This is a genomic window from Streptomyces sp. NPDC002577 (genome assembly GCF_053594815.1).
Genome location: NZ_JBSFWK010000040.1, coordinates 1 through 18,801, shown reverse-complemented (window position 1 = coordinate 18,801; position 18,801 = coordinate 1). Strand labels below are relative to the sequence as shown.

At 69.1% G+C, this 18,801-nt stretch carries 15 protein-coding genes; 10 read left to right on the top strand and 5 right to left on the bottom strand.

Going from position 1 to position 18,801, the window contains the following annotated elements; genetic code table 11:
* Positions 1-223: 223 nt before the first annotated feature.
* Positions 224-754 carry a hypothetical protein gene (locus ACWD4J_RS33920; RefSeq protein ID WP_451399328.1) on the bottom strand — a complete coding sequence of 177 codons (531 nt, stop codon included), beginning with the start codon at positions 752-754 and terminating at the stop codon, positions 224-226.
* Between the two features lie 295 nt (positions 755-1,049).
* Between ACWD4J_RS33920 and ACWD4J_RS33915 the strand changes: the two genes are divergently transcribed.
* Positions 1,050-1,478 (top strand): hypothetical protein, encoded by a 429-nt coding sequence (locus ACWD4J_RS33915; protein ID WP_451399327.1) that lies wholly within the window; start codon positions 1,050-1,052, stop codon positions 1,476-1,478.
* 69 nt (positions 1,479-1,547) lie between these two features.
* On the opposite strand, the gene ACWD4J_RS33910 is transcribed toward ACWD4J_RS33915, so the two are convergent.
* Positions 1,548-1,931, bottom strand: a complete 384-nt coding sequence (locus ACWD4J_RS33910; RefSeq protein WP_451399326.1) for a hypothetical protein — start codon at positions 1,929-1,931, stop codon at positions 1,548-1,550.
* A 152-nt stretch (positions 1,932-2,083) separates the two neighbouring features.
* Positions 2,084-6,028 (bottom strand): type VII secretion protein EccCa, encoded by a 3,945-nt coding sequence (eccCa, locus tag ACWD4J_RS33905; protein WP_451399325.1) that lies wholly within the window; start codon positions 6,026-6,028, stop codon positions 2,084-2,086.
* A 268-nt stretch (positions 6,029-6,296) separates the two neighbouring features.
* Between eccCa and eccD the strand changes: the two genes are divergently transcribed.
* The 6 genes from eccD (at position 6,297) to ACWD4J_RS33875 (ending at position 13,570) form a co-directional block, all read left to right on the top strand.
* Positions 6,297-7,754 (top strand): type VII secretion integral membrane protein EccD, encoded by a 1,458-nt coding sequence (gene eccD / locus ACWD4J_RS33900; protein ID WP_451399388.1) that lies wholly within the window; start codon positions 6,297-6,299, stop codon positions 7,752-7,754.
* Positions 7,755-7,982: 228 nt separating this feature from the next.
* Entirely contained in the window at positions 7,983-8,270 is a 288-nt protein-coding gene (gene rpsO, locus ACWD4J_RS33895) for a 30S ribosomal protein S15 (RefSeq protein WP_451399324.1), read from the top strand.
* A 315-nt stretch (positions 8,271-8,585) separates the two neighbouring features.
* The gene (locus tag ACWD4J_RS33890; protein WP_451399323.1) at positions 8,586-10,829 is read left to right on the top strand and encodes a polyribonucleotide nucleotidyltransferase; all 2,244 of its coding nucleotides are present in this window, start codon (positions 8,586-8,588) and stop codon (positions 10,827-10,829) included.
* Positions 10,826-12,205 carry a M16 family metallopeptidase gene (locus tag ACWD4J_RS33885; protein WP_451399322.1) on the top strand — a complete coding sequence of 460 codons (1,380 nt, stop codon included), beginning with the start codon at positions 10,826-10,828 and terminating at the stop codon, positions 12,203-12,205. The genes ACWD4J_RS33890 and ACWD4J_RS33885 overlap by 4 nt, the downstream gene beginning before the upstream one ends.
* A 126-nt stretch (positions 12,206-12,331) precedes the next feature.
* Positions 12,332-13,084, top strand: a complete 753-nt coding sequence (gene dapB, locus ACWD4J_RS33880) for a 4-hydroxy-tetrahydrodipicolinate reductase (protein ID WP_451399321.1) — start codon at positions 12,332-12,334, stop codon at positions 13,082-13,084.
* Between the two features lie 33 nt (positions 13,085-13,117).
* Entirely contained in the window at positions 13,118-13,570 is a 453-nt protein-coding gene (locus ACWD4J_RS33875) for a hypothetical protein (RefSeq protein WP_451399320.1), read from the top strand.
* A gap of 30 nt (positions 13,571-13,600) precedes the next feature.
* Here ACWD4J_RS33875 and ACWD4J_RS33870 read toward each other — a convergent pair whose 3' ends face one another.
* Both ACWD4J_RS33870 and ACWD4J_RS33865 read right to left on the bottom strand, forming a co-directional pair.
* On the bottom strand, positions 13,601-14,146 hold the full coding sequence (locus tag ACWD4J_RS33870) for a PH domain-containing protein (protein WP_451399319.1): 546 nt from the start codon (positions 14,144-14,146) through the stop codon (positions 13,601-13,603).
* Between the two features lie 144 nt (positions 14,147-14,290).
* A complete protein-coding gene (locus ACWD4J_RS33865; RefSeq protein WP_451399318.1) occupies positions 14,291-14,530 on the bottom strand; it encodes a hypothetical protein in 240 nt (79 codons plus the stop codon).
* A gap of 201 nt (positions 14,531-14,731) precedes the next feature.
* Here ACWD4J_RS33865 and thyX point away from each other — a divergent pair, with 201 nt between their 5' ends.
* From thyX to ACWD4J_RS33850, 3 genes are all read left to right on the top strand, one after another.
* Complete coding sequence (gene thyX, locus ACWD4J_RS33860; RefSeq protein WP_451399317.1) at positions 14,732-15,472, top strand: FAD-dependent thymidylate synthase; 741 nt, start codon at positions 14,732-14,734, stop codon at positions 15,470-15,472.
* Between the two features lie 225 nt (positions 15,473-15,697).
* Positions 15,698-16,597 carry a 4-hydroxy-tetrahydrodipicolinate synthase gene (gene dapA, locus ACWD4J_RS33855; protein WP_451399316.1) on the top strand — a complete coding sequence of 300 codons (900 nt, stop codon included), beginning with the start codon at positions 15,698-15,700 and terminating at the stop codon, positions 16,595-16,597.
* A gap of 144 nt (positions 16,598-16,741) precedes the next feature.
* Positions 16,742-18,427, top strand: coding sequence for a ribonuclease J (locus ACWD4J_RS33850; protein ID WP_451399315.1), 1,686 nt, complete (start codon positions 16,742-16,744; stop codon positions 18,425-18,427).
* Positions 18,428-18,801: the final 374 nt, after the last annotated feature.

Sequence of the window (18,801 nt, the reverse complement as noted above, 5' to 3'; positions counted from 1 at the left end):
CGACCCGGCCGCACAACTCCCTCGTAGGTCAAGGGAAATCACACAGGAGTACAGCCGCCCGCAAAGTTTATGGAATCACCGGCAGCCGACTTGAGAGGGTTGCTGTCACAAATCCGTTGCAGGTCCCCACGCCGCGCTCACAGTCCCAGACGTAGTACGCCAGAGCGCCGAAGACCGCGATGACGACGGCAAACGACTTCACCGGCCCACGGGCCCGCGCGGCTCAGACGAAGTAGCTCACCAGGAACGACACCCCGGCCCCCACGAGCCCCACCCCGAGCATCCCGATCAGGACCGGCCGCGTCACTCCTCGTCCCGACGCCTCCCAGGCCTCGTCGTACGAGACGCGGCTCTGGCCGAACGGCGCGTACCCGGTGGCGAGGCAGAAGACGCCGAGGCCGGTGAGGACCCAGCCGCCGAAGAAGGCGGCGAAGAAGCGCCAGGCGCGGGGCTTGTCGGTCCGGACGTAGTCGCCGTCCGCAGCCGTGCCGGTCGTAGGCGCGTCGACCTGCTGCACGGACAGTTCCGTGCCCCGCGCGTACTCGGACCTGACCCGCACGGCGGCGTTGGCGTCCGTGCTCTTGCCGTCCTCGGACACGAACCTGCCGTCACAACGGACGGTGAGCCGCTTCTTACGGCTGTTGCGGGAGCTGCTCAACGAGGAGTCGTCCTGGCACTGCTTCACCGTGAGCGTGCCGTGCGTGCCCGCCCAGCCGACCGTGTACGCCCCCTCGTACGCCCCCCACCCGCTCATCGCGAGCCCCGCGAGCAGGAAGACCAGGCCGCCCCAGCGCCCGAGGCGCCCGACGACCCTGCCGGCGAAGCCACCGGCGGAACGGTCACTTCCTTTTCCTGCGCCCTGAGTTCCTGCACCTTGAGTTCCTGCGCCGTGAGCTCCTGTGCCCTGCGTCTGAGCCATGACAGTGAGGCCTTCTCCTCTGCGGCGGGTGGGTGTGTCAGCATGGCACCCCGGCGTTACGGGAGATACTGCGGGTGCCGAGAGGGAGCCGAGCGCGTGCCGACAGGCGAGGCGCAGGAGGAGAAGCGACATGACCAGTCAGCCCGCGAACTCACCGAACCCGCACGGCACTTCACCCGACCGCGGCGTCCTGGACGAGGCACTCGAACCGGAGCAGATCCGTTCCCTGAACGCCGCCCTGCGCAAGCTGACCGAGACCGACGGCGCCGGCAAGGACCTCCAGGACGCGGCGAAGAAGCTGCTCTCCGGCCGCCTCGCCCTGCGCGACGCCCTGGACGACCCCGCCGTGTCCCGTGCCCTGGGCAGTGGCATGGCGAACCTGCGCGGCCAGTGGGAGTCCCTCTCCGACGAGGACCGCGACCGCCTCAGGCACGGCGAGACACTGGGGACCACCAACCCCTCCTCGGGTCAGCCCGAGGCGAGGCGGGAGGAAGGCCGCCCCTCTCAGTCCGCCAAGAAAGACCAGAACCGGCACAGCGGCGGCTTCTCGCTCTACTGATCTGTCCTACGTCCGAGGGAGGAGCGCACGGCCACCATCCCCTCGGGCAGGCAGACGATCTCTGCCCGATCAGGTCTGCTGGCGGCGCACGTGGTGCACGCCCGTCGGGATCTGCACCTGACCGTCGTACTCGGCGGTCGTCTGCTTCCAGATCTCTTCCTGCTTCGCCTCGTTCTCCTCGTGGGCGATGCCCATCTTCGTGAAGGCGATGCCCATCCCCGCGAGGCGCTCCGCCAGGCTGCCCATCGACTGGTACATGCCGTCGCGCAGGCCCTCGTAGACGACCCCGAACTTCTCGCCGATGTCGTCGTCGCCCCACGGCGGGGTGTCACCGCTGCCGCCTTCGAGCTGGCCCAGCCCCGTTTGCAGTGCCTTCACGGCCTTGGCGAAGTCCTGGCCGACCGTGAACATGTTGTAGCCCTCGGTCTTGAGGACCTTGGGATCGGAGTCCATGTAGTCCGACGACACAACTACCCCCCGTGGCTCGTCTTTTCTGCTGCAACGCCACCTTAGCGGGGCACCTGTACGAGACCCACCCCCCAAGGGCAACACGGAGGGGCGGCACCCTCCTGGGTGCCGCCCCTCCGTGTTGCTGTAACCGGTCGTCAGAACCGGGCCGGCAGCCAACCCGTCTGGATGAGCTGCCCACCGCGCCGACGCGTGTGGAAGTACCCACGCCCGGGCGGCAGTTGCGTCGCCGTGATGTTGCCGAGCAGCTGTCCCTCCGAGCGGTCGCCGGAGAGCACCACACCCTGGGCGCCGAGCTCGCGCATCCGCTGCATCACCGGCTCGTACAGCGACCGGCTGGCACCGCCCGAGGCGCGCGCGATGATGACGCGCAGGCCGATGTCACGGGCGAAGGGAAGGTACTCGAGGAGCGGGGCCAGCGGGTTCATGCCCGTCGCCACCAGGTCGTAGTCGTCGATGATGACGAACGCGTCCGGGCTGCTGTACCAGCTGCGGTTGCGCAGCTGCTCGGGCGTGACGTCCGGGCCGGGCATTCGGCGGCCGAGTGAACCGGCCAGGCCCTCCAGCGTCTCCGACAGAGCGGGCGCCGACGCGCAGTACCGCGACAGGTGCGAGTCGGGCACGCCCTCCAGGTGGGCGCGCCGGTAGTCACCCATGACGATCTTCGCCTGCTGCGGCGTGTAGCGCTCGGTGATCTGCTTGATGAGCAGCCGCAGCACCGCGGACTTACCGGACTCGCTCTCACCGAACACGATGAAGTGCGGGTCCGTCTCGAAGTCGACGAAGACCGGCGAGAGCGACGACTCGTCGATGCCGATGGCCACACCGCGCTCCGGGTGCTCGAACCCCTTGGGCAGCCGGTCCGACGGCAGAAGCGTGGGCAGCAGCCGTACGGCCGGAGCGTGGTTGGCCCCCCAGTTGTCGTTGATGCCGCGGATGAGGATCGCCGTCGCCTCCGACAGGTCCTCCGTCTCCGAGGAACCGTCGACCCGGGGCAGCGCGGTCATGAAGTGCAGCTTGTCCGGGCTGAGACCACGGCCCGGCACGGTGGCGGGGACGTTCTGCGCGACCTTGCGGTCGATCTCCGACTCGGTCGGGTCACCGAGCCGCAGCTCGATGCGGTTCTGCAGCATGTCCTTGAGCGCGGGCCGCACTTCGGTGTAGCGGCTCGCGGTCAGGATCACGTGCACACCGAAGCCGAGGCCGCGCGTCGCGATCTCGGTGACGGAGGACTCGAGCAGCTCGTAGTCCGTCTTGAAGGTCGCCCAGCCGTCGATGACGAGGAAGACGTCGCCCCAGGGCTGGTCGGGCAGCAGCCCCGCGGCCCTGCGCTGCCGGTACGTCTGGATCGAGTCGACGTTGTTGGCGCGGAAGTACTCCTCGCGCGCGTTGAGGATGCCCTCGACCTCGCTGACCGTACGGCGCACCTTCTCCGCGTCGAGCCGGTTGGCGACTCCGCCGACGTGCGCCAGCTCCTCCATCGAGATCAGACTGCCACCGCCGAAGTCCAGGCAGTAGAACTGCACTTCCGCGGGCGTGTGGGTGAGGGCGAACGACGAGATGAGCGAGCGCAGCAGAGTCGACTTGCCGGACTGCGGACCACCCACGAACAGACCGTGGCCCGCACCGCCCGAGAAGTCGCGGTACAGCACGTCACGCCGCTGTTCGAACGGCTTGTCCACCAGGCCGACCGGCACGTTGAGCCGGCCGAGCGCCGTGTAGTCGGGCGCGGTCAGGCCGCGCTCCTGGGTGACGGCGAGCTGGGGGAGCAGCTGCTCCAGCGAGGGTGCCTCGTCCAGCGGGGGCAGCCACACCTGGTGGGCGGGCGGGCCCTGGTTGACCATCTTGCCCACGATGACGTCCAGGACGGTGTCGGCGAGCGCGTCGTCCACCCTGTCGTCGGTCTCCGGCTCCTCGATCACCGGCTGCGGGGGCAGCGCCACATGCTCGGCCGTGAACAGCGCGGGCCGCAGCTGCGTGGAGCGGTGCACCCGGGACGGGCCCTCGCCGTGGTACGGCCCCGACACGTACGCGGCCTTGAACCGCACCATGGTGTCGGTGTCGTACCGCAGATAGCCGGAGCCCGGGATCGACGGCAGGTGGTAGGCGTCCGGGACACCGATGGCCGTACGGGACTCGGCGGCGGAGAAGGTGCGCAGACCGATCCGGTACGAGAGATAGGTGTCCAGGCCGCGCAGCTTGCCCTCCTCCAGGCGCTGCGACGCCAGCAGCAGGTGCACACCCAGCGAACGGCCGATGCGGCCGATCTGGATGAACATGTCGATGAAGTCCGGCTTGGCCGTGAGGAGTTCGGAGAACTCGTCGAGCACGATCACCAGCGAGGCCATCGGCTCCAGCGCGGCGCCTGCGGCGCGGGCCTTCTCGTAGTCGTGCAGGTTGGCGTAGTTGCCCGCCGTCCGCAGGAGCTCCTGCCGGCGCTGCATCTCACCCGTGATCGCGTCACGCATACGGTCGACGAGCGTGAGGTCGTCCGCCAGGTTGGTGATGACGGCCGCGGTGTGCGGCATGTCCGCCATACCGGCGAAGGTCGCACCGCCCTTGAAGTCCGCGAGGATGAAGTTCAGCGTCTCCGAGGAGTGCGTCACCGCGAGACCGAGCACCAGCGTACGCAGCAGCTCGGACTTGCCGGAGCCGGTGGCGCCGACGCACAGGCCGTGCGGGCCCATGCCCTCCTGCGAGGCCTCCTTGAGGTCGAGCATGACCGGCTCGCCGTTCTCGCCGACACCGATCGGCACCCGCAGCCGCTCGTGCAGCGTGCGCGGACGCCAGGTGCGGGAGACATCGACGGAACCCGCGTCTCCGATCCCCATGAGGTCGGTGAAGTCCAGGTTGGACAGGAGGGGCTCGCCCTCCTCCGCGGAGCCGACCCGGAAGGGGGAGAGCTGCCGCGCCAGGGACTCGGCCTGCGCCGCGTTCAGCAGATCGGGCTTGCCGGTGTACGCGGACTCATGGCCGACGAACAGTCGCATCCTGTCCGGCTTCACATAGGACGTCAGACCGGCGCGCAGCTCCTCCTCCAGCTCGCCGGGGGCGATCTCGAGGAACGTGACGCCCTGGAGGCCTTCGGCGCTGGCGAGTTCGGAGTCCGGCGGCACGGTGCCGCCGTCGAGCACCACGATCAGGTGCGGCTGGTCGTAGACGGGGTTGGCGTCCCGGTTCCACCGGGGCCTGTCGTCCAGCTGGTCCGCGAGCGCCTCCTCCAGCTCCCCCAGGTCGTCGAAGAGGAGCCGGGCCGAGCCCGCTCCGTCCTTGGCCTTCGGGTGCTGGCTGTGCGGCAGCCACTTGATCCAGTCCCATTCCGCGGCCGTGGAGGGATGGGCCACCACGGCGACCAGCAGGTCCTCGGGCGAATGCAGCGTGACGAGCTGGGCCAGGGCGGCACGGGCGTTGCCGTACACCGTGTCGGTCTCCCCGCACACCGTCACGTGGTAGAAGGCGCGCAGCGAGACCGAGACGGGCAGGTCGGACAGACTGCCGTGCGCGTCGAGGAAGGCCTTCATGGCCGCCGCGGTCAGCGGCTCCAGCTCGTCCTTGGGCGCGGTCTCCGGGGCGATCAGCGGAGTGTTCAGCTGCTGGGTGCCGCGACCGATCCGTACGGAGGCGAAGTCCGCGTCGGTCGGGCGCCGCTCCCACAGGCGCTTGCCGTCGGCCGCCACCGCCCAGAGCTGTTCCGGTTCGGGATGCTGGAAGAGCTGGCTGTTCCGCTGCAGTTCCGCGGTCCTGTGCACGTCCTTGCGTACTTGCTCGAGATAGCGGAAGTAGTCACGCCGGTCCTGGGCCATCCCCGCGCCGCCGCCCTGCCGGGACTTGGCGAACTGGGCGATGGCCATGGCCAGGGTCGAGGCCAGCATCAGCCCGCCGACCACCCTCATGTACGAGGGCAGGTTGGGCATGAAGAAGAAGCCGACGGAACCCAGCATGCCCATCATGGGCAGCAGGTTCATCAGCATGCTCTCGTCGCCCTCGCGCGGGATCTCGGGCGGCGTCTCCAGTTTGACCTCGCCGTCCGGGACGACCGGGGGCACTATCCGCGGCGGCCGTTTGATGATGACGACGCTCACCGATGCACTCATCCTTCGCGATTGATACGTCCTGGCACCGACGCCCCCGTGTACCGCGACGTGTCTGTTCGCGTAGGCGTCGTCCGCGTAGGCGTCGATCCTACTGATGCGCCCCGTGCGCAAGGGAGTCAGGCGCATGAAGATGCCGAGGGGGTCCTGGGAGGAATGAGGGAGGCAGGCCCTGTCCCCGGTGGCGCAACGGATAGGGTGGCGCTCCGCGTCGTATGAACGGCGTGAAGGAGCCTTGTCTAGCAGGGGGAACTACCAGGTGAGCACGGGGACTTCGACGGGATTCTGCCGAATCACCATCGCAGCACCGGACAGCCGTGTCGATGTCGCGCTGCCGGAGGACCTGCCGATCCAGGACCTCTTTCCTGAGATCGTCAGACTCTCGGGCCTGGTCCAGTCGGACACCAGCCCCGCCGGCTACCACCTCGTACGCCGCGAGGGTCAAGTGCTCGACGCCAGCCGTTCGTTGGTCGAGCACCGGGTCAGGGACGGCGAGGTGCTGCTGCTGCGCACGTTCGCCGACTCGCTGCCGCCGGCCGTCCAGGACGACGTGGTGGACGCGATCGCCGCCGCGGTCAAGCAGGACATCCGCAGCTGGAACGACAACCTGATGCGGGTGGCCGGTCTCGTCTCCGGCTCGCTGCTGCTGATCATGCTCGGCTTCGTCTTCTGGTTCGCGGACCCGATACGCCACGACATGCACGGCTTCCAGGGCATCCTCGCCGGCGTGACCGCACTGGCCCTGACGGCCCTCGCGGGCGTACGGGCCCGGGTGTACGAGGACCGCGGCTCCGCCGTGGCGCTGGGCGTCTCCGCGCTGCCCCACGCGCTCATCGCGGGCTCCGGTGCCATTCCCCAGGACGCGGGTGAAGGCCCCGGCAGGCTCCAGTTCCTCGTGGGCTGCGTCGCCGTACTGATCTTCTCGGTCGTGCTGATCATGCTGCTGCCGCAGGGCGACGCCCCCTTCGTGGCCGCCGCGCTGGCCGCCGCCATCGGCACGCTCGCCGTGTTCTGCGGTGTGCTCACCGAGGCGCAGCCGCGGGAGATCGCCGCCGGCACATCGGTCGTCGCCCTGGCCGTCGTCGGCTTCCTGCCCGGCTGGTCGGCCCGCTTCGCCAAGCTGCCGATCGGCTTCCGCAACCCCGAGGACCTGGCCCGGGCCCGCCGGGAAGGCCGCGAGGGCGACCTCGAGGCCGTCGACATCCAGCGCATCGTCGCCCAGACCAGCCGGGGCCACGAACTGCTGCTCGGACTGGTCGGCGGCTGCGCCGCCGTCGTCATCGGCGCGGGCGGCGCGGTGCTCGGCTTCAGCGACAGCGGCTGGGCCCAGCTGCTGGCCCTGTGCACCGGCCTCGCCGCGATGCTGCGGGCGCGCCTGTTCCGCTACACCGCCCAGGTCACCTGCCTGTTCGTGGCCGGTGTCGTCACCCTCGGTCTGCTGGTGCTCGGCCTCGCCATCTCGCCGCCGATGGAGATCCTCGTCGAACTGGCCAAGGGCAACACCGGTCCCGTCGACATCCGGACCCTGTGGATCGGCGCCTCGGTCGCGGCCGGCGTGCTGCTCCTGATCGCGATCGCCCTGATCGTGCCGCAGAAGGGGCTCTCCCCCTTCTGGGGCCGCATGCTGGATCTCGCGGACTCGCTGGTGCTGCTCTCCCTGGTCCCGGTCTGCCTGGCCGTCCTCGACGTCTACGGCAAGGTCCGCGGCGGCGTCTGAGGACCGTCCGCCGCGGCGGCGGGCCACGGGGGAGAAACCGGCCACTTCCGGGCTGGTACCCTGTGTGACGGCCGTTTGTGTACGCACCCCCGGACCACCCAGGCACCCCACCAGGCGCCGGTGTCTGGAGGCCGCGCCCAGCGAGCCCCGCCTCCCGAGTCACGGAAGCTCCCCTGAGAAGTGGACCAGGGGCACTCGGTGGCCACGAAAAGACTACGAGGAGTACGCGTGTCGCTCGACGCCGCTACGAAGAAGCAGATCATGACCGAGTTCGGCACCAAGGAGGGCGACACCGGCTCCCCCGAGGTCCAGGTCGCGCTGCTTTCCCGCCGCATCTCGGACCTGACCGAGCACCTCAAGACCCACAAGCACGACCACCACTCCCGTCGTGGTCTGCTGATCCTGGTCGGCCAGCGCCGCCGCCTGCTGCAGTACCTGGCCAAGAAGGACATCGCGCGCTTCCGCGTGCTCGTCGAGCGCCTCGGCATCCGCCGCGGTGCGGCGGGCGCCAAGTAAGACGCCGTGAAGGGAGCGGTTCCCACTACAGGGGGCCGCTCCCTTTGCTGTACGTGCGGAGTGTCGCTGCGACTTTGTAGGCTGGCTTCACAACGCAATACGAATCGCACATGGGGCGTACGCGGCGCGACGCAGCGTACGGCCACGCACCACACAACGAGGAGGAGCGCCCTAGCCGCCGCCGGTCCTCGGTAGTGGCCCCCGGACCCAATCCCCGGGTGCTTCGATCGAAGACCGGCCAGCACACAAGGCGCGCTTCTCCGCCACCGTCCCCCGCCACACGGGCTCGGGGACGAAAACGAGGAGATTCCGCTGGTGGAGAACGAGACCCACTACGCCGAAGCCGTCATCGACAACGGCTCCTTCGGCACCCGTACCATCCGCTTCGAGACGGGCCGCCTGGCCAAGCAGGCCGCCGGCTCCGCCGTGGCGTATCTGGACGACGACACCATGGTGCTGTCGGCCACCACAGCTTCCAAGAACCCCAAGGACCAGCTCGACTTCTTCCCCCTGACGGTGGACGTCGAGGAGCGGATGTACGCCGCCGGCAAGATCCCCGGCAGCTTCTTCCGCCGTGAGGGCCGTCCCTCCGAGGACGCCATCCTCACCTGTCGTCTGATCGACCGCCCGCTGCGCCCGTCCTTCAAGAAGGGCCTGCGCAACGAGATCCAGGTCGTGGCGACGATCATGGCGCTCAACCCCGACCACCTGTACGACGTCGTCGCGATCAACGCCGCGTCCGCGTCCACGCAGCTGGCCGGTCTGCCCTTCTCCGGCCCGATCGGCGGCGTCCGCGTCGCGCTGATCCGCGGTCAGTGGGTCGCGTTCCCGACGCACACCGAGCTCGAGGACGCCGTCTTCGACATGGTGGTCGCGGGCCGCGCCCTGGAGGACGGCGACGTCGCGATCATGATGGTCGAGGCCGAGGCGACCGACAAGACGATCAAGCTCGTCGAGGGCGGCGCCGAGGCGCCGACCGAGGAGGTCGTCGCCGCCGGTCTGGAGGCCGCGAAGCCGTTCATCAAGGTCCTCTGCAAGGCCCAGGCCGACCTCGCTGCCAAGGCCGCGAAGCCGACCGCCGAGTTCCCGATCTTCCTGGACTACCAGGACGACGTCCTGGAGGCGCTCACCGCCGCCGTCAAGGACGAGCTCGCCCAGGCGCTCACCATCGCGGGCAAGCAGCAGCGCGAGGCCGAGCTGGACCGCGTGAAGGGCCTTGCCGCCGAGAAGCTGATCCCGCAGTTCGAGGGCCGCGAGAAGGAGATCTCCGCCGCGTACCGCTCGCTGACCAAGACCCTGGTCCGTGAGCGCGTCATCAAGGAGAAGAAGCGCATCGACGGCCGCGGCGTCACGGACATCCGTACGCTCGCCGCCGAGGTCGAGGCGATCCCGCGGGTCCACGGCTCGGCCCTGTTCGAGCGTGGCGAGACCCAGATCCTGGGCGTCACCACCCTGAACATGCTCCGCATGGAGCAGCAGCTGGACACCCTTTCCCCGGTGACCCGCAAGCGCTACATGCACAACTACAACTTCCCGCCGTACTCCACCGGTGAGACCGGCCGCGTCGGCTCCCCGAAGCGCCGCGAGATCGGCCACGGCGCCCTGGCCGAGCGCGCGCTCGTGCCGGTGCTGCCCACGCGCGAGGAGTTCCCGTACGCGATCCGTCAGGTGTCCGAGGCCCTCGGCTCCAACGGCTCGACGTCCATGGGTTCGGTCTGCGCCTCCACCATGTCGCTGCTGAACGCCGGTGTGCCGCTGAAGGCCCCCGTCGCCGGTATCGCCATGGGCCTGATCTCCCAGGAGATCGACGGCGAGACGCACTACGTCACCCTCACCGACATCCTCGGTGCGGAGGACGCCTTCGGTGACATGGACTTCAAGGTCGCCGGCACGAAGCAGTTCGTGACCGCCCTCCAGCTGGACACCAAGCTGGACGGCATCCCGGCCTCCGTCCTGGCCGCGGCCCTCAAGCAGGCCCGCGACGCCCGTCTCCACATCCTCGACGTGATGATGGAGGCGATCGACCGCCCGGACGAGATGTCCCCGAACGCCCCGCGGATCATCACCGTCAAGATCCCCGTGGACAAGATCGGCGAGGTCATCGGCCCCAAGGGCAAGATGATCAACCAGATCCAGGAGGACACGGGCGCCGAGATCACCATCGAGGACGACGGCACCATCTACATCGGTGCCTCCGACGGCCCGGCCGCCGAGGCCGCCCGCACCACGATCAACAGCATCGCCAACCCGACGATGCCGGAGGTCGGCGAGCGCTACCTGGGCACGGTCGTGAAGACCACCACCTTCGGTGCCTTCGTGTCCCTGATGCCCGGCAAGGACGGCCTGCTGCACATCTCGCAGATCCGCAAGCTCGCCGGCGGCAAGCGCGTGGAGAACGTCGAGGACGTGCTGGGCGTGGGCCAGAAGGTCCAGGTCGAGATCGCCGAGATCGACTCCCGCGGCAAGCTCTCCCTCATCCCCGTGATCGAGGGCGAGACCGAGTCCGACAGCGGCTCCGCCGCGGGCTCTGACGAGAAGAAGGACGACGCCGACAAGTGACGTCCCGTAGCTCCAAGGCGACGGCCCGCACCTCTTCGGAGGCGCGGGCCGTCGCCCGTACCCAAACCCTCCTCAAGGGCAAGGACGGCATCGGCACGGTCCGCCGTACGACCCTGCCGGGCGGCCTGCGCGTCGTCACCGAGACCCTGCCCTCCGTACGCTCCGCGACCTTTGGCATCTGGGCGCACGTCGGTTCCCGCGACGAGACCCCGACGCTGAACGGCGCCACCCACTACCTCGAGCACCTCCTCTTCAAGGGCACGTCACGCCGTAGCGCGCTCGACATCTCCGCCGCCATCGACGCGGTCGGCGGCGAGATGAACGCCTTCACGGCGAAGGAGTACACGTGCTACTACGCGCGCGTGCTCGACACCGACCTGCCCCTCGCGATCGACGTCGTCTGCGACATGCTGACGGGCTCCCTGATCCAGGAGGAGGACGTCGACGCCGAGCGCGGCGTCATCCTCGAAGAGATCGCGATGACCGAGGACGACCCGGGCGACTGCGTCCACGACCTGTTCGCGCACACGATGCTCGGTGACACCCCCCTCGGCCGCCCGGTCCTCGGCACCGTCGACACGGTCAACGCCCTTACGGCCGACCGCATCCGCCGCTTCTACAAGCGCCACTACGACCCGACGCACCTGGTCGTGACGGCCGCGGGCAACGTCGACCACGCCAAGGTCGTACGCCAGGTCCGCACCGCCTTCGAGAAGGCCGGAGCCCTCTCGGGGACCGCGGCCGAACCGCTCGGCCCGCGTGAGGGCCACAAGGCGATCCGTGCCGCCGGCCGCGTCGAACTGCTCGGCCGCAAGACCGAGCAGGCCCATGTCGTCCTCGGTATGCCGGGCCTCGCCCGCACCGACGAGCGGCGCTGGGCCATGGGCGTGCTCAACACGGCGCTCGGCGGCGGCATGTCGTCCCGCCTCTTCCAGGAGGTCCGGGAGAAGCGCGGCCTGGCCTACAGCGTGTACTCGTACACCTCGGGCTTCGCGGACTGCGGTCTCTTCGGCGTCTACGCCGGATGCCGGCCCAGCCAGGTGCACGACGTGCTCAAGATCTGCCGTGACGAGCTCGAGCACGTCGCCGAGCACGGCCTGTCCGACGAGGAGATCACCCGCGCCGTCGGCCAGCTCTCCGGCTCCACCGTCCTCGGCCTGGAGGACACCGGCGCGCTCATGAACCGTATCGGCAAGAGCGAGCTGTGCTGGGGCGAGCAGATGTCGGTCGACGACATGCTGGCGAACATAACGACGGTCACCCCGGACGACGTCCGCGAGGTGGCTCGCGACATCCTGGGGCAGCGGCCGTCTCTGTCGGTCATCGGCCCGCTGAAGGACAAGCAGGCCGCGCGTCTGCAGGAAGCGGTCTCCTGACCGCGCTGAGGGCGGTTTCCGGGCCGCGCGGTGTGCGGCCCGGGACCGCCGTGATGGCGGTCCCCTGATCGCCTGATCGCCGTACGGGGGGCTCCCCGCTCCCGTCAGGAACGTAAGGAACATGGGATGAGCAAGCTGCGCGTGGCGGTACTCGGCGCCAAGGGGCGTATCGGCTCCGAGGCGGTCAAGGCCGTCGAGGCCGCCGAGGACATGGAACTGGTCGCGGCCCTGGGCCGCGGCGACAAGCTCGAGACGCTGGCGGAGACCGGCGCCCAGGTCGCCGTCGAGCTGACCACGCCCGCATCGGTGATGGAAAACCTCGACTTCTGCGTACGGCACGGCATCCACGCCGTCGTCGGTACGACGGGCTGGACCGACGAGCGCCTCGCGCAGCTGAACACCTGGCTGGCGGCGTCGCCGGAGACCGGCGTGCTGATCGCGCCGAACTTCTCCATCGGCGCGGTCCTGACCATGAAATTCGCGCAGATCGCCGCGCCGCTGTTCGAGTCCGTCGAGGTCGTCGAGCTGCACCACCCGAACAAGGCCGACGCCCCCAGCGGCACCGCCACACGCACGGCCCAGCTCATCGCCGCGGCCCGTGCGCAGGCGGGCAGCGCGCCCCAGCCCGACGCCACGGTCACCGCGCTCGACGGCGCCCGGGGCGCGAACGTCGACGGCGTCCCCGTGCACGCGGTCCGGCTGCGCGGCCTCCTCGCACACCAGGAGGTGCTGCTGGGCGGCGAGGGCGAGACGCTCACCATCCGCCACGACTCGCTGCACCACAGCAGCTTCATGCCGGGCATCCTGCTCGGCGTCCGCCGCGTGGTGTCCACTCCGGGCCTGACCTTCGGCCTGGAAAACTTCCTGGACCTCGGCTGACGCACGAGCCCATCCGACGCAAGAGCTGAAGAGATGCGCGCAAAGATCACTTACTTCGTCACGGCTGCCGTCCTGGTCGTCTACTTCGTCCTGGTCGGCAGCCGCGGCGTGATGCTGATACAGCAGGGCACCGCGCTCACCGTCACCTTCGGTGTCGCGGTGCTGATCCTGCCGGTCATCGGCCTGTGGTTCCTCTGGAAGAACACGCAGTTCGTGCAGAGGGCCAACCGGCTCGCCGCCGAGCTCGACGCCGAGGGCGGCCTGCCCGTGGACGAGCTCGTCCGTACGCCCGGCGGCCGCATCGACCGCGACTCGGCCGACGCCGTGTTCCTCAAGCGAAAGGCCGAGACGGAGGACTCACCGGACGACTGGCGCTGCTGGTTCCGCCTCGCGGTCGCCTACCACGACGCCCGCGACACCCCGCGAGCCCGCAAGGCGATGCAGCGCGCGATCGCCCTGCACGACGGGAAGCAGATCAGGGTCTGACCGCCTGGCGGCGCCGCGGGCCTGACGGCCCTAGGCCCGGTACTCGTAAGCCCAGGCCTCGACGGAGTCGGCCGCCCGGTCGAACGCCTCGAGGCGGGCCAGGAAGTCGGCGTCGTGAGTGGTGAGCAGCGGCTCCTGCTCGCCGTCCGCGCGTACGAGAACGAGGGCCTGGCCCTGCACGGTCCGCGGCAGACCCAGCCAGCGCACCGGCTGCTGAACCGTCCGCGCGCCCGCCACCTGCGCCCAGGGCACCGTCCGGGTGACGAAGAAGCGCACACGGCGCAGACCGTGCGCGCTCACCCATGTGCCCACCCGCAGCAGCCGCAGCGCACTCACGATGATGAGCAGGGCCAGAGCCCCGCAGGCGGAGCCGCCCGACGACTGGCCGGCAAAGGTGATGATCACGGCGGCGACGAGGACGTAGGACGCCAGCAGCAGCAGAAGCGCGGCGGCACCCACACGCCACGGCCCCGGCCGGTAGGGGCGCCGCCACCGGTCGCGGTCGTCGAAGGGCAGCGCGACATCGCCGGCTGCCTCGTCGAACGCGCGGTCTGCGGTCAGGAAGGGCAGGGGCACGACTGTTCCTCACTCGATCACGCACGGGTCTGTGCCCGAGGAGGCTACCGAGCCGCGCCCCCGCCTACCACCCGTGGGGGCCATGGAGGGCCCAAGGGGGCCCAGGGGCGTACGTACCACGCCGCTCAGGCGGGTCAGGTCGCGTCAGCGGCCCTGGGACGCCTCGGACTGCTGCGTATGCGCAGGCGACTGGTCGGCCGACAGTGCGGGCACCCCGAAGAGCAGGGAGCCCACGAGCCCGGCGACCACGGTGAGCCCGATGAGCGTCCGTCCGGCGACCTGGCCGGCGCTGACGCGTTCGCGGGGAGGGGGAGTGACGTTGCTGCGGAACTTGCCGGCTTCGGCGATGAAGGCGAACGGGACGGGCTCGCGCCGACGGAACATGGGTGGTGCTTCTCCTCGGATGAATCGAACGGAACGCTGCTACCTACACAGACGCTCGGCGATCTCCCATGGTGCCCTGATTTGGGGAATTCTCCGAAGTTCGACGCCGAATGTCGCGGCACTCCTGGATCGGCCGGTTGTCAGAGCCGGGCCGTAGAGTGGGCGCCGCCCGAGAGAAGTGATGGAAGGACCCTCCGAGCCGTGACCGACACCCCCGCAGACGACCCCAAGCCCAGCTTCCGCAGCGATGTCACCGTGGAGCTGGTGAAGCACGCGGCGAGCGACTCCGACGTGCTGTGGGCCGCCCGCGTCTCCACCGCCGGGGAGCAGTCCCTGGACGAGCTGAAGAAGGACCCGGAGCGCTCCAAGGGCCTGATCAACTACCTGATGCGGGACCGGCACGGCAGCCCCTTCGAGCACAACTCGATGACGTTCTTCATCAGCGCCCCGATCTTCGTCTTCCGCGAGTTCATGCGCCACCGCGTCGGCTGGTCGTACAACGAGGAGTCCGGGCGTTACCGGGAGCTGCAGCCCGTCTTCTACGTCCCGGACGAGTCCCGCAAGCTGGTCCAGGAGGGCCGCCCCGGCAAGTACGTCTTCGTCGAGGGCACCCAGGCGCAGCAGGAGCTCGTCGGCCGCGTGATGGAGGACTCGTACCGCGAGTCGTACGAGGCGTACCAGGAGATGCTCGCGGCGGGTGTGGCGCGCGAGGTGGCCCGCTCGGTCCTCCCGGTCGGCCTGTTCTCGTCGATGTACGCCACGTGCAACGCGCGCTCGCTGATGCACTTCCTCGGCCTGCGTACGCAGCACGAGCTGGCGAAGGTCCCGTCCTTCCCGCAGCGGGAGATCGAGATGGTCGGCGAGAAGATGGAGGCGGAGTGGGCGAAGCTCATGCCGCTCACGTACGCGGCCTTCAACGCCAACGGACGCGTGGCTCCCTAGCGATTACTGGCGCGGGGGACACGACAGGGCATGCCGGTACAGATGTGCGCATCAGCCGAGTGAAGTGTCCGTATTGCGGCATTTAGCGAAGTTCATCTAGCCTGATCAAACGGACCCGGCACTGCTTGAACCCCCGAGCAGGCAGTGCCGGGCTCCACATATGTAGCGACTTGTCGCATGCCCCGAGGGGGGACCCCGCGCTGAGCAGCGAGTAGCGTGTTACCCATGGCTCCGACCTCTACTCCGCAGACCCCCTTCGGGCGGGTCCTCACCGCCATGGTCACGCCGTTCACGGCGGACGGCGCACTCGACCTCGACGGCGCGCAGCGGCTCGCCGCCCATCTGGTGGACGCAGGCAACGACGGCCTGGTCGTCAACGGCACCACCGGCGAGTCCCCGACCACCAGCGACGCGGAGAAAACCGAGCTCGTACGAGCCGTACTGGAGGCCGTCGGCGACCGAGCCCACGTCGTGGCCGGCGTCGGCACGAACGACACGCACCACAGCATCGAGCTGGCCCGCGCCGCCGAGAAGGCCGGCGCTCACGGCCTGCTGACCGTCACGCCGTACTACAACAAGCCGCCGCAGGAAGGCCTCTACCGGCACTTCACCGCGATCGCCGACGCCACCGAGCTGCCCGTGATGCTCTACGACATCCCGGGCCGCAGCGGCGTACCGATCAACACCGAGACGATCGTGCGTCTGGCGGAGCACCCGCGCATCGTCGCCAACAAGGACGCCAAGGGCGACCTCGGCCGCGCCAGCTGGGCCATCGCCCGCTCGGGCCTCGCCTGGTACTCGGGCGACGACATGCTCAACCTGCCGCTGCTCTCCGTGGGCGCCATCGGCTTCGTCTCGGTCGTCGGCCACGTCGTCACGCCCGAGCTGCGCGCCATGCTCGACGCCCACACGAACGGCGACGTCCAGAAGGCCACCGAGATCCACCAGAAGCTGCTCCCGGTCTTCACCGGCATGTTCCGCACGCAGGGCGTCATCACGACCAAGGCCGCACTCGCACTCCAGGGCCTGCCCGCCGGACCGCTGCGTCTGCCCCTCGTCGAGCTGACGCCCGAGGAAACCGCCCAGCTCAAGGTCGACCTCGACGCCGGCGGGGTAGAGCTCTGATCACGAGCTCTGACCACAGACTTCATAACTGAATACGCAGAATGCGCAGGTCAGGGACCTGGCTTCCATCCATACACACATGCACGAACGTCATGCGCGCCACGTGCCCGACCGGTACGTGGCGCGCATGGGTAGGAGAGTCTTTTGAGTCATCCGCATCCTGAACTCGGCGCACCGCCGAAGCTGCCGGAAGGGGGCCTCCGCGTCACCCCGCTGGGCGGCCTCGGCGAGATCGGCCGGAACATGACCGTCTTCGAGTACGACGGCCGCCTGCTGATCGTCGACTGCGGAGTGCTCTTCCCCGAGGAGGAGCAGCCCGGAGTCGACCTGATCCTCCCGGACTTCACGTCCATCAGGGACCGCCTCGACGACATCGAGGGCATCGTCCTCACACACGGCCACGAGGACCACATCGGCGGCGTGCCGTTCCTGCTCCGCGAGAAGCCGGACATCCCGCTGATCGGCTCCAAGCTGACCCTCGCCCTGATCGAGGCCAAGCTCCAGGAGCACCGCATCCGCCCCTACACACTCGAGGTCGCCGAGGGCCACCGCGAGCGCATCGGACCCTTCGACTGCGAATTCGTCGCGGTCAACCACTCCATTCCGGACGCGCTGGCCGTCGCCATCCGTACGCCCGCGGGCATGGTCGTCCACACCGGCGACTTCAAGATGGACCAGCTCCCGCTGGACAACCGCCTCACGGACCTGCACGCCTTCGCGCGGCTCAGCGAGGAGGGCATCGACCTCCTCCTGTCGGACTCGACGAACGCCGAGGTCCCGGGCTTCACGCCACACGAGCGCGACATCTCCAACGTGCTGCGTCAGGTCTTCGCCGGAGCCCGCAAGCGCATCATCGTCGCCAGCTTCGCCAGCCACGTCCACCGCATTCAGCAGATCCTGGACGCGGCCCACGAGTACGGCCGCCGGGTCGCCTTCGTCGGCCGCTCGATGGTCCGCAACATGGGCATCGCACGCGACCTCGGATACCTGCGGGTCCCGCCCGGCCTGGTGGTCGACGTCAGGGCGCTCGACGACCTCCCGGACAGCGAGGTCGTGCTGGTCTGTACGGGCTCCCAGGGCGAGCCGATGGCGGCCCTGTCCCGCATGGCCAACCGCGACCACCAGATCCGCATCGTCCAGGGCGACACGGTGATCCTCGCGTCCTCGCTCATCCCGGGCAACGAGACCGCGGTCTACCGCGTCATCAACGGGCTGACCCGCTGGGGCGCCAACGTCGTCCACAAGGGCAACGCCAAGGTGCACGTTTCCGGCCATGCCTCGGCCGGCGAGCTCCTGTACTTCTACAACATCTGCCGACCCAAGAACCTGATGCCGGTCCACGGTGAATGGCGCCATCTGCGCGCCAACGCCGAGCTCGGCGCCCTCACGGGCGTCCCGCACGACCGGATCGTCATCGCCGAGGACGGCGTCGTCGTCGACCTCGTCGAGGGAAAGGCGAAGATCTCCGGCAAGGTCCAGGCCGGTTACGTCTACGTGGACGGCCTCTCCGTCGGCGACGTCACGGAGACCTCGCTCAAGGACCGCCGCATCCTCGGCGAAGAGGGCCTCATCTCGGTCTTCGTCGTGGTCGACTCCACCACCGGCAAGGTCACCGGCGGCCCGCACATTCACGCCCGCGGCTCCGGCATCGAGGACTCGGCCTTCGACGACGTGATCCCGAAGATCCGGGAGGCCCTGGAGCGTACGGCCCAGGACGGCGTCGTCGACCCCCACCAGCTGCAGCAGCTCATCCGCCGCACGCTGGGCAAGTGGGTCTCGGACAACTACCGCCGACGCCCGATGATTCTCCCAGTGGTTGTGGACGTCTGACGGTCCGTCGGACTCCGGCCAGGAGCGGGGTGCCTCGATTTGCATCGAGGCACCCCGCTCCAGTACGTTTACGGCTCCGCCAGCGGGGCACCCGGCACACTCGTGAGCCAAGGGGCATCGCGGACGAGGCGGAAAATTCGACTCAGAACCTCTGATAAAGTCGGATCCGCCGAAAGGGAAGCCGCAAGGCGAACCAAAGGCAAAAGGCCCTCCAACGGCCACCGGAAATGAATTCCGACCGGGAACGGAACGGAAAACGGATCTGGTAAGGTTGGAAACACCGAAGGGAAGCGCCCGGAGGAAAGCCTGAGAGAGTCTCTCGGGTGAGTACAAAGGAAGCGTCCGTTCCTTGAGAACTCAACAGCGTGCCAAAA